Source organism: Streptomyces sp. NPDC088766, from assembly GCF_044750845.1.
Taxonomy (GTDB): Bacteria; Actinomycetota; Actinomycetes; order Streptomycetales; family Streptomycetaceae; genus Streptomyces.
Map to the genome: position 1 here is coordinate 1 of NZ_JBIVKQ010000018.1, position 12,997 is coordinate 12,997.

The following is a 12,997-nucleotide window of genomic DNA, read 5'->3' on the forward strand; positions in this document are numbered from 1 at the left end:
TGCAGCACGGTCGAGCCGGTGGTGGCGGGGTAGGCGCTGCGGGCGCGGTGGAGGTAGGTGGCCAGGGCGTGGTGGTCGATGACCACACCCTTGGGGCGTCCGGTGGAGCCGGAGGTGTAGATCATGTAGGCGGCGTGGCGGACCGACCAGGCCGTCCGCCGCTCGGTGTCGGTGACCTCCGCATCCGGCAGTCCTGCATAGGCGCCGTGCGGCACGGGTTCGGTGAGGGTGAGGGCGGGGGCCGCGTCGCTGAGGATGTGGGTGATGCGCTCCTCGGGGTAGTCGGGGTCGACGGGCAGGTAGGCCGCTCCCGTCTTCAGTACCGCCAGCAGGGTGACGACGGCGTCGAGTGAGCGGGGCAGCACCACGGCGACGAACTGCTCGGCGCGTATGCCCTGGCCGATCAGGTGGCGGGCCAGCTGGTTGGCGCGGCCGTTCAGCTCGCGGTACGTCAGGCTCTGCCCGTCACCGGCCAGCGCCACCGCATCCGGTGTGCGTGCGGCCTGCCGGGCGACGAGCTCGTGCACGGGGACGTCCGGCAGCTCGGTCGCCGTGCCGTTCCACTCCACCAGCACCCGCTCGCGCACCGCTGGTTCCAGTGTGTCGAGGCGGCCGACGGGCAGGTCGCCGTCGGAGACGAGCGCCTCCAGCACCCGCAGCATGCGGTCGGCCAGCGACCGGGCCAGGGTCTCGTCGCAGACGTCGGCCCGGTGGTCGAGCCGCAGGTGCAGGGCCGCGTCCCTCGTGTGTGCCACCAGGTTGGCGACGAAGTCGGTGTGCTCCACGGCCTGGAACCCGGCGACGCGCAGACCGTCGAGGTCGGGGCTCGTCGCCTCGGCGCTGACCGGGTAGTTCTGGAACACCATTGCGGTGTCGAAGAGGTGGGGGTGTCCGGCCCAGGCCTGGATGTCGGCGAGGCCGGGCCACTGGTGGTCCAGGAGAGCGGTCTGTTCGTTCTGCAGGCGGCGGAAGAGGCCGGTGAGGGTTTCGGCGGGGTCCAGGCGCAGGCGGACCGGGAGGGTGTTGATGAACAGGCCGACCATGTGCTCGACGCCGGTGAGCTCGGGCGGGCGGCCGGAGACGGTGGCGCCGAAGACGACGTCGTCGCGGCCGGTGGCCTGGGCCAGGGCGAGGGCCCAGGCCCCTTGGACGACGGTGTTCATGGTCACGCCCCGCGACCTCGCCCACGCCGCCAGCGACTCGGTGGCCGACGGGTCCAGGCCGAACGCGACACTCAGCGGGGCTGCTTCGACCGCGCCGGCGCCGGGTGCGAGCAGGCAGGCCTCCTCCAGGCCGGACAGGGAGTGCCGCCAGGCGTCCCGGGCGGCGTCCCGGTCACGGGTGCCCAGCCAGGCCAGGTAGTCCCCGTAGGGACGCACGCGGGGCAGTGAGGAGGCGTCGCCCGCCGCCGCGTACAGCGTCGTCAGCTCCTGCCACAGCAGCGGCAGGGACCAGCCGTCGAGCAGGATGTGATGGTTGGTCATCACCAGCCGGACGTGGTCGGGCGACAGCCGCAGCGCGGTGAAGCGCAGCAGCGGCGGGCGGCCCAGGTCGAAGCGGCGGTCGCGGTCCTCGGCGGCCAGCCGGGCCGCCTCACGCTGCCGCTCCTCCGCCGGCAGGCCGCTCAGGTCCGCCTCACGCCAGTCGGGCTCGGCGTCGGCGGGGATCGCCTGCACCCATTCGCCCGAGGTGGTCTGGCGGAAGCCGGCCCGCAGGTTGGGGTGGCGGCGCAGCAGCGCGTGGACCGCCGTGCGCATGCGGGCGGCGTCGAAGGCGCCTTCGAGGTCGAAGGAGATCTGGCCGACGTAGACGTCGCGCGCCTCCTGGTCGTACAGGCTGAGGAAGAGGAAGCCCTCCTGGAGCGGGGTCGACGGGAGGACGTCCTGCAAGCCGGGTACGGCGCGCTCCAGCAGTTCGACCTCGTCCTGGCGCAGGCCGGGGTGGGCGAGGTCCGACGGGGTCAGTCCGGCGGCACCGGGCCGTTCGGACTCGGCGACCAGGTCGCGCAGGGCCCGGAACCAGGCGTCGGCGAGACGCCGGGCGTCCTCCGCGGTGACCAGGGAGGGCGCGTACGTCCAGGTCGCCCGCAGGCGAGTGCCCGAACCGGTGTCCAGTGCGACGGCGTTGAGGTCGACGGGGTGGGCCAGGGGCATGGCGCCGTCGATGCCGGCGACGTCGCCCCCGGCGATGGCCCAGGATGCACCGGTGCCGTCGTCCTGGCCGAGCCGCCCGAGGTAGTTGAAACCGAACTGCGGCTCGGGCAGCGCGGCCAGCGCCTGCTGAGTGCGGGCGTTGAGACGGCGCAGCAGACCGTAGCCGAGGCCGTCGCCGGGTACCGCGCGCAGCTGCTCCTTGACCGTCTTCAGCGCCCGGAACATCGGGGCGGTGGTGCCCTCGGCGCGGCGGGCGGCGAGCCGTACGGGGTACAGGGCGGTGAACCAGCCGGCGGTGCGGCTCAGTTCGCTGCCGGGCACGGCGTCCTCGTGGCGGCCGTGGCTCTCCAGGTCGACGACGACCGGGGCGTCCGGGTCGTCACCGCGGCCGCGCCGCCACTCGGCGACCGCCACCGCGAACGCGCTCAGCAGCACGTCGTTGACCGAGGCCCGGCACAACCCGGGGACCCGGGTGAGGAGTGCGCGGGTGGTGTCCGCGTCCAGCTCCGCGGTGATCTCGCCGGCCACCGCGTGCAGGTCGCGGGCACGGTCCAGGCGCGGGGTGTGCGGGGCGTCGCCGAGCACCGACCGCCAGTGATCCAGCTCGGCCTCGGTGCGCGGGTGTTCGGCCAGCTCCGCGAGCGCGCGCGCCCACTGCCGCCAGGGCGTGCCCACCGGGGCGAGGGCGCCGCCCTCGTACGCCGTGACCAGGTCGGGGACGAGGATGCGCCAGCTGACGCCGTCGACGACCAGGTGGTTGGCCACCAGGACGAGCAGTCCTTCGCTGCCGGGGCCGCGGTCGAACCAGACCGCCTGGAGCATCCGGCCGTCCGCCGGGGCCAGCCGGGCCCGTGCCGCGCGGGCCTGTTCCGTGACCGCCGCGTCCAGCGCCGGCGCGTCCAGGCCGGAGGCGTCGACGCGGGTCAGGCAGTCGGCGCCGGTGACGGAGCCGGGTTCGGGGACGGTGACCGTCCAGTCCTCGGTGACCCGCAGGCGCAGGGTGTCATGGTGGTCGAGGAGGATGCCCAGCGCGGCCTCCAGGGCGTCGCCGTCCAGGCCCGCCGGGGCCGTGAGGACGATCGACTGGTTGAACGGGGCGGCGTCCGAGCCGAGTTCGGCGAACCAGCGCATCATCGGGGTCACGGGCGCCGCACCCCACGGCGTACCGGAGACGGCCGCCGGGCCGTTGCCGTCCGCCGGGGTGCCGGTGGCGGACTCGGCGAGCAGGGCCGGCGTCTGATGCTCGAAGACGTCGCGGACCGACAGCGCCAGGCCGGCCGTGCGGGCCCTGCCGATCAACTGGATGGACAGGATGCTGTCGCCGCCCAGGTCGAAGAAGCCGTCGTCGGCGCCCACCTCCGCCACGCCGAGGGTCTGCGCGAACAGGTCGCACAGCAGTCGTTCGCGCGGCGTGGCCGGGCGGCGGCCGGAGCGCTGCGCGGTGTGGTCGGGCGCGGGCAGCGCCTTGCGGTCCAGCTTGCCGTTGATGGTCAGCGGCAGCGCGTCGAGCATGACGAACGCCGTCGGGATCATGTGGTCGGGCAGTGTCTCGCGCAGTGCGGCGCGCAGCCGGGCCGCGTCCGGGGTGTGACCCGGCTCCGGGACGACGTAGGCCACGAGCCGCCGGTCGCCCGGCCGGTCCTCCCGGACGATCACGGCGGCCCGGACGAGCTCCGCGCGTTCGGTCAGGACCGCCTCGATCTCGGTCGGTTCGATGCGCAGTCCGCGGATCTTGACCTGGTCGTCGGCCCGGCCGAGGTACTCCAGTTCGCCGTGCGGCAGCCAGCGCACCAGGTCACCGGTGCGGTACAGCCGGGAGCCCGGGGCGCCGAACGGGGCGGCGACGAAGCGTTCGGCGGTGAGCGCGGCCCGGCCGTGGTAGCCGCGGGCCAGGTGCGGGCCGGCCGCGTACAGCTCGCCGGGCACACCCGGCGGGACCGGGCGCAGCGAGCCGTCCAGGACGTAGACGGCGGTGCCCGCGACGGGGGAGCCGATCGGCGGGGTGACGGCGCCGGACAGCGGGCGGCTCATCGTGGAGCAGACCGTGGTCTCGGTGGGGCCGTAGGAGTTGAGCATGGTGCGGCCCGCGGACCAGCGCTCCACGAGCTCCGGCGGGGTGGTCTCGGCACCGACCACGAGGGTCGTGCCGGCAGGCAGCGAACCCTCGGCCATCAGGCCCAGGACGCCGGGCGTCAGGCTCAGATGGGTCGCGGCGTGGCGCGTCGCCAGTGCGGCCAGCTCCGGCCCGGGCGTGATGTCCTGCGGGGCCACGACCAGGGTGGCGCCGGTGAGCAGGCCCATCGCCAGTTCCCAGAACGCGGCGTCGAAGCCGGGGGAGAGGTGCTGCAGGATCCTGCTGCCCGGCCCGGCCTGGCAGTCGCGGACGAAGATGTCGAGCAGGCCCGGCAGTCCGGTGTGGGTGACGACGACGCCCTTGGGGCGGCCCGTGGTGCCCGAGGTGTAGATCATGTACGCCGGGTGCTCGGGCCGCAGCGGCACCGGTCGCTCGGCGTCGGTGACGTCGTGCGCGGGCAGCCGGTCCAGGACGTCGGCGGTTGCCGGGTCGTCCAGCAGCAGCCGCGGCTCGGGCCCGTCGGGCAGGTTCCCGGCGACGTCGGCGGAGGTCACCACGACGACCGGTGCGGCGTCGGCGAGGACGTGGGCGACGCGTTCGGCCGGGTAGGCCGGGTCGACGGGCAGATAGGCGGCGCCCGCCTTGAAGGCGGCGAGGGCGGCGACGACCAGGTCGGCGCCGCGCGGCAGGGCGGCGGCGACGAACCGCTCCGGTCCGGCGCCCAGGCGCAGCAGCCGGCGGGCCAGCCGGTTGGCGCGCGTGTTGAGCCCGGCGTAGTCGAGCACCTGCCCGGCGAACTCGACGGCGGGCCGCTCCGGCGCCTCGGCGGCGTGCCGTTCCACGTAGGCGGCGAAGGTGAGGGTCTCGGCGGGCCGGGGCGTGTCGTTCCACTCGGTCAGCACCTTTTGGCGCTCCGCCTCGCCGAGCAGGTCGACGTCCCCGATGCGCCGGTCGGGTGCGGTGACGAGCGCGGTGAGCAGGCGCAGGAACCGGTCGGCCAGGGCCCGGACGGTGTCCTCGTCGAAGAGGTCGGCGCTGTACTCGGCGGCGCCCACGAGACCGGCCGGGGCTCCGTCGGTGTCCCGGTGCTCGGCGAGTTCCAGCGCGAGGTCCAGCTTGGCGACGCCCGTCCAGACCGTCAGCGGGGTGGCCCCGAGGCCGGTCGCCGCCAGGGCGCCCAGCGCGTCCTGCTGGGTGGTGTCGAGGCTCAGCAGCACCTGGAAGAGCGGGTTGTGCGACAGCGACCTGGCCGGGGAGAGCACGTCCACCAGGTGCTCGAAGGGGAGGTCCTGGTGGGCGTAGGCGGTCAGGTCGGTCTCCCGGACCCGGTCCAGGAGTTCGCGGAAGGTCGGGTCGCCGCCGGTGTCCGTGCGCAGCACCAGGGTGTTCACGAAGAAGCCGACGAGCTGGTCGACGGCGTCGTCGGCGCGGCCCGCCACGGGCGTGCCGACCGGGATGTCGTCACCGGCGCCCATCCGGGACAGCAGCGCGGCGAGAGCAGCCTGCACCACCATGAACAGAGTGGCCCGGGACTCCGCGGCGAGGGCGACGGCGGCGCGGTGGACCTCCGGCGGCACGGCCAGCGGCACGCGCCCGCCGCGATGCGAGGCGACGGCCGGCCGGGGCCGGTCGGCGGGCAGTTCGAGGTGTTCGGGCAGCCCGTCCAGGGCCTGCCGCCAGTGCGCGAGCTGACGGCCGGCGAGGGACGTCACGTCCCGCGCGTCGCCGAGCGTGGCGCGCTGCCACAGCGCGAAGTCGGCGTACTGGGCGGGCAGCGGTGCCCAGGCGGGCGCCTCGCCGTCGGTCCGCGCGGTGTAGGCGGTGGCCAGGTCGCGCATCAGGGGACCCAGGGACCAGCCGTCACCCGCGATGTGATGGATCATCAGCAGCAGGACGTGCTCGGCCGGGTCCACCCGGAACAGCTCGGCGCGGACGGGCAGGTCGCGCTCCAGGTCGAAGCAGTGCCGGGCGGCCCGTTCCAGCCGGGCGTCCACCTCGTCCGCGGCGGTGTCCACGACCGGCAGCGGGAAGCGGACGCCGGCGGGGTCCAGCACGATCTGCCGGGCCCCCGGCTCTTCCTGCGCGAAGACCGTGCGCAGGCTCTCGTGCCGTGTGACGACGTCGGCGAAGGCGGCCCGCAGCGCCTCGGTGTCGAGCGCGCCGGTCAGCCGGAGCGCGCCGGTGATGTTGTACGTCGGCGCGGGACCGTCGAGCTGGTGCAGGAACCACAGCCGCTGCTGGGCGTACGACAGCGGCAGCCGGTCCGGGCGCGGCCCCGCCGTCAGCGGCTCCCGGGTGTGCTCGGCGTCGTGCAGGGCGGCCGACAGACCGGCCACCGTGGGAGTGTCGAACAGCTGCCGCACCGACAGCTCCGCACCGAGCGCGGCGCGGATCCGGGCGGCGAGCCGGGTGGCGAGCAGGGAGTGGCCGCCCAGATCGAAGAAGCTGTCGTCGACGGTGACCCGGGGCACCGCGAGGACCTCGGCGAACAGCGTGCACAGCATCTCCTCGCGCGGCCCGCGAGGAGCGCGGCCGGCGGCGGTCGCCGCGTAGGCGGGTGCGGGCAGCGCCCGGGTGTCCAGCTTGCCGTTGGGGGTCAGCGGCAGCGCGTCGAGGGCGACGAACGCGGACGGCAGCATGTGCTCCGGCAGCCGGGCGGCGGCGTGGTCGGGCAACGTCCGGTCGGGCAGGGGACCGTCGGTGACCACGTAGGCGACCAGGCGTCGGTCTCCGGGGGTGTCCTCGCGCAGCCGCACGGCCACGTCCCGCACGGTGGGGTGGGCCGCGAGCACGGCCTCGATCTCGCCGGGCTCGATGCGGAAGCCGCGGATCTTGACCTGGTGGTCGGCGCGCCCGAGGTAGTCGAGGCCGCCGTCGGCGCGGCGCCGGGCCAGGTCGCCCGTGCGGTACATACGGGCACCCGCCTCGCCGAACAGCGCGGCGTGCGGGTCGGCGGGGAACCGGTCCGCGGTCAGCCCCGGCCGGCCCAGATAGCCCTGGGCGAGACCGGCCCCGGCGACGTACATCTCACCGGTGACACCGGGCGGCGCGGGCCGCAGCCGGGAGTCCAGGACGTACACGCGCAGGTCGGGGATGTTGACGCCGACGGTGCTCGCCGACGCGACGGCGGCGGTGACGCGGTCCAGCGGGAAGTGGGAGACGTGCACGGTGGTCTCGGTGATGCCGTACATGTTGACCAGCACCGGGGCGTCGTCGGCGTGCCGCTCGTACCAGTCGCCCAGCCGTGACAGGTCCAGCGCCTCTCCGCCGAAGACCACGTACCGCAGGGCGAGTTGCGCGGACCGTTCCCGGTCGGCGGCGGCCAGCTGGTGGAAGGCCGACGGGGTCTGGTTGAGCACCGTGACCCGCTCGCGCTCCAGCAGCGCCAGGAACGCGGCCGGGTCCCGGCTCACGCCGTGCGGGACGACGACGAGCCTGCCGCCGTGCAGCAGGGCGCCCCACAGCTCCCAGACGGAGAAGTCGAATGCGTACGAGTGGAACAGGGTCCACACGTCCCGCTCGTCGAAGCCGAACCAGTGGTCGGTGGCGGAGAACAGCCGCACGACGTTGCGGTGCGGCACGGCCACGCCCTTGGGACGGCCGGTGGAGCCCGACGTGTAGATGACGTACGCGATGTCCTGCCCGTCGAGCGGCCGGGTCCGCTCGCCCGGCGCGAGGTCGTCCGCGGGCCGGCCGTCCGCCTCCCCCGCGCCCATGACAAGCGTCGGCACCTCGTGCGCGGGCAGCCGGGCCGCAGCCTCCTCGGTGGTCAGCAGGACCGCGGGAGCCGAGTCGGACAGCGCGTGCGCCAGCCGTTCGGCCGGGTAGCCCGGGTCGAGCGGCACGTAGGCGGCGCCGGACTTGACCACCGCGAGCAGGGCGACGACCAGCTCCAGCGAGCGCGGCAGGGCCAGCGCGACCAGGTCACCGGGGCCGGTACCGCGCTCCGCGAGCAGCCGGGCGAGCCGGTTGGCGCGGGCGTTGAGCTCGGCGTACGTCAGCGTGGTGTCCTCGTAGGTGACCGCCGGGCGGTGCGCGTGCCGGGCCGCCTGCCGCTCGAACAGCTCCGGCAGCGTCGCCCGCGGCGCGGGGACGGCGACGGGGGAGCGGTTGGCGTCCACCAGCAGGGTCCGCTGCTCGCCCGCCACCAGTACGTCCAGGTCGGCCAGCCGCCGGTCCGGGTCCGCGACGGCCTGGGCCAGCAGGCCCAGCAAACGCTCGGCCAGGGCGCGGGCGGTCGGGGCGTCGAAGAGCCCGGTGCTGAACTCCACGGCGAGGTCGATGCCCGCGGCGGCGCCGTCGGCGTCCCGGCGCTCGTCGAAGGCGAACGCCAGGTCGAACTTGCTCAGACCCGTGTGCACGGGCATCAGCTCGGCGCGCAGGCCGGGCAGCCGGCCCAGCTCGCCCAGGGCGTCCTGCTGGGTGGTGTCGAAGGTCAGCATGACCTGGAACAGCGGGTGGTGGCCGGCGCCGCGGTCGGGGTTGACCGCCTCGACCAGCCGCTCGAACGGCAGGTCCTGGTGAGCGTAGGCGGCCAGGTCGGTGTCGCGGACCCTGCCGAGCAGCGCGCGGAACGTCGGGTCGCCGCCGGTGTCGGTGCGCAGCACCAGCGTGTTGACGAAGAAGCCGACGAGGTTCTCCACGGCCGCGTCGGTGCGTCCGGCGATGGTCGAGCCGATCGGCACGTCCTCCCCGGCGCCGAGCCGGGTCAGCAGTGCGGCGAGCGCGGCCTGCAGCACCATGAACACACTGGTTCGGCTCTCCGCGGCCAGCCCGGCCAGCTCCTGGTGCAGGCCGGCGGGCACGCGCAGGTCCAGCCGGTCGCCGGAGTTGTCGCGGCGGGCCGGACGCGGCCGGTCGGCGGGCAGCTCCAGCCGCTCGGGCAGACCGGCCAGGACCTGCCGCCAGTGCGCCAGTTGCCGGCCGCCCTCGCTGTCGGGGTCCCCGTCGGCGCCCAGGAGTTCGTGCTGCCACAGGGTGTAGTCGGCATACTGCGCGGGCAGCGGCTCCCACGCGGGGGCCGTCCCCGCCAGCCGGGCGCGGTAGGCGGTGCCCAGGTCGCGGGCGAGGGGGGCCAGCGACCAGCCGTCGCCGGCGATGTGGTGCAGCACCAGCATCAGCACGTGCTCGTCCGGGGCGGTGCGCAGCAGGGCGGTGCGCAGCGGCAGGTCGCGGGCCAGGTCGAAGGGGGTGCGGGCGATCCGGGCGACGGCCGCGTCCAGGTGCCCGGCATCGGTGTCGGTGACCGGAAGACGGATCGCCGCGTCGGCCACGGGCAGGACGACCTGGTGGGGCCCGTGTTCGTCCTCGGCGCAGACGGTGCGCAGGCTCTCGTGGCGAGCCACCACGTCCCCGAGCGCCGCCCGCAGGGCCGCGGCGTCCACCGGGCCCGTCAGCCGCAGAGCGGCCGGGATGTTGTACAGCGGCGAGGGTCCCTCGTACTGGTGCAGGAACCACAGCCGTCGCTGGGCGAAGGACAACGGCAGCCGCTCCGGCCGCACCCGGGCCGTCACCGCCGTACGCGCCCGGCCCTCGCCGGCCACGGCGCGGGCCAGCGCCGCCACGGTCGGGGACTCGAACACCTGCCGGATCGGCACCTCGACGCCCAGGGCGGTGCGGATGCGGCTGATCAGCCGGGTGGCGAGCAGGGAGTGGCCGCCCAAGTCGAAGAAGCCGTCGTCGATGCCGACCGCCTCGACGCCGAGGACCTCGGCGAACAGCGCGCACAGCAGCTCCTCGCGCGGGGTGCGCGGGGCGCGCCCGCCGCCGCGCGCGGGCGCGTCCGGGACGGGCAGGGCCTTGCGGTCCAGCTTGCCGTTCGGGGTCACGGGCAGCTGCGGCAGCGTGACGAACGCCGAGGGCACCATGTAGTCGGGCAGCGCCGCGCGCAGCCGAGCGGCCAGTGTGTCCGCGTCGGCGGCGCTCTCGCCGGCCGGCACGGTGTAGGCGACCAGACGCTGGTCGCCGGGCCGGTCCTCGCGCAGCAGCACCGCGGCCCCGGCGACCTCGGGCTGCCGGGTCAGGGCGGCCTCGATCTCGCCGGGTTCGATGCGGAAGCCGCGCAGCTTGACCTGCTGATCGGCGCGGCCCAGGTAGTCCAGGCTGCCGTCCGGGTTCCAGCGCGCCAGGTCGCCGGTGCGGTACATGCGGCTGCCCGGCGCGCCGTGCGGATCCGCGGTGAAACGCTCGGAGCTGAGCCCGGGCCGGCCCAGATAGCCACGGGCCAGCTGGACGCCGGCGATGTACAGCTCGCCGCGCACCCCGGCGGGCACCGGGCGCAGCGCGGAGTCCAGCACGTACATGCGGGTGTTCCACACCGGGCGGCCGATCGGCACCGGCCGCGAGCCGGTGTCCTCGGCGCAGTTCCAGTGGGTGACGTCGACGGCGGCCTCGGTGGGACCGTACAGGTTGTGCAACGGCACGTCGGCCGTCGCCCGGAACCGGGCCCGCAGTTCGGCGGGGAGGGCCTCGCCGCTGCAGAAGACGCGGCGCATCCCGGACAGCGCGCCGGCGGACGGCTCGCGCAGGAACACCTCGAGCATGGACGGCACGAAGTGGGCGGTGGTGATGCGTTCGCGCCGGATCGTCTCGGCCAGGTAGGCCGGGTCGAGGTGCCCCTCGGGCCGGGCGACCACCAGCGTCGCGCCCTGCAGCAGCGGCCAGAAGAACTCCCACACCGACACGTCGAACCCCGACGGCGTCTTCTGCAGCACCCGGTCGTCGGGGCCGAGCCGGTAGGTGTCCTGCATCCAGGCCAGCCGGTTCACGATCGCCCGGTGCGAGACGACCACGCCCTTGGGACGTCCGGTGGAGCCCGAGGTGAAGATGACGTACGCGGGATGGCTCGGGTCGAGGGGCGCGGCGGGCGCGGCGGGCACGGACGGGGCGGTGGCTGCGCCGAGGTCGTCGAGCAGGAGGCGCGCGGTGCCGTCGGCGGGCAGCCGGTCCTCGGTGTCGCGGGTGGTCAGCACCAGCGACGCGCCCGCGTCGCGCAGGACGTGGCCGATGCGGTCCGCCGGGTATCCGGGGTCGACGGGGACGTAGGCGGCGCCCGACTTCAGCACGGCCAGCAGGGCGACGACCAGCTCCACCGAGCGGGGCAGCGCCACGGCCACGAACTTCTCCGGGCCGGCCCCCCGTTCGGCCAGCAGCGCGGCGAGCCGGTCGGCGCGGGCGTGCAGCTCGGCGTAGGTCAGGGAGGTTCCCTCGAAGGCCAGCGCCTCCCGTTCGGGGCTGCGGGCCGCCTGCCGGTCCAGCAGCCCGGTGAGGGTGTCGTCCGGCACGTCCCGGCCGGTGTCGTTCCACTCGCTCAGGACGCGGTGGCGCTCCTCGGCGGTGAGCAGTTCGGAGCGGCCCACCGGAGTGTCCGGGTGGGCGGCGAGGTCCTCCATCAGCCGCACGAAGCGTTCCTGGAGACCGGCCAGCTCCGCGGCGCCGTACACCTGCGGATTGCCCTCGAAGTCGACCCGCAGCCCCGACTCGGGGGTGCCCGTCAGCACGAAGTTCAGATCGGTGGTGGGACCGGACCCCAGGCTGCGCATCCGCCCCAGCGGTCCGCCGAAGTCCACGGGCCGGGTGTAGGGCAGCACGTTCACCGTCGGGCCGAGGGCGCCCGCGCCGCCCAGTTCGCGGTTGAGCTCCTCGCCCCGGTAACGGCTGTGCGCCATCAGGCCGCGCAGCCCGGTGGAGACCTCCTCGACCAGGGCGGCGAAGCTCGCCCCGGGGTCCACCGTCAGGCGCAGCGGCAGCTGGTTGGAGACCATGCTCGGTGTGGTCCGGGCGTTGGCGCCGTGGCGGCCGGTGACCGGGACGGAGACCACGATGTCCCGGGCGTCGGTCATCCGGTGCAGGAACGCCGCCACCGCGGCGATCACCACCCGTGCCCAGGACGAACCGGCCGACTGCGCCGCCTCCTCCAGCACCCGGGTGCGTTCGGGCCCGAGCCGCACGCTGGCCAGGGTCCCGGCCAGGGCGTGCGCGCTGACCCGGCCGGTGAGCGAGACCGGCTCGGGCCGGTCGCCGAACAGCCCGGTCCAGTAGGCCCGGTCGCGCTCGTGCCGGGCCGAGGCGCGGTAGGCCTCCTCACCGGTGACGATCTGGTCCATGCTGCCGAAGGAGCAGTCCGGGGCGTCCTGACCTCGCGTCAGGGCCCGGTAGATCTCGGCGAGCCGCTCGTAGAACAGGGTCATGCTGGTGCCGTCCAGCACGATGTGGTGGACGCCCAGGTAGTACATGTGCCGGCCCGGCGCGAGCGTGAACAGCGCGTGGCGGCTGATGTCCGGCTGGTCCAGGGCCACGGGCGTCGCCCGGTCGCGCTCCATCCAGGCGATCGCCTCGGCCTCGGGGTCCGGGCGCCCGGTCAGGTCGAGGTGCGGCAGCCGCGCCGGGGTGTCCGGGCAGTGTTCCCGGTAGGGCTCACCCCGCTCGTCGGTGAGGAAGCGGGAGCACAGCGTCTCCGTCTCGGCCAGGGTGCGCCGCAGGGCCTCGGTCAGCACGGCGTGGTCCAGCGGGCCGTCGATCTCCAGGCAGGAACCGGTCTTGTAGCTGGTGCCCGCCGGGTCCAGCTGCTGGCCCAGCCACACTTCGCGCTGGGCGGCGGTCAGTTCGTGCCGAAGAATCGAGAGCTCGGACACCTGTCTCCTCACAATCATCCGCCGGAATGCTCCGGCCTTTTCCGTGCCGCGCCGCCGAGAAAACATCGGAGCGTTGGTGAGACGTCGTCGAATTAAAGCCGATCGGGGACGCTAGCAGGGCTCCCGAGGGCCGGTCA

The 12,997-nt window shown here is 74.8% G+C and carries 1 protein-coding gene; it reads right to left on the reverse strand.

The features are described from left to right. Positions 1 to 12,860, reverse strand: a 12,860-nt coding sequence (locus ACIP5W_RS23705) for an amino acid adenylation domain-containing protein (protein WP_401476934.1), incomplete at its 3' end; no start/stop codon positions are given. Positions 12,861 to 12,997: the final 137 nt, after the last annotated feature.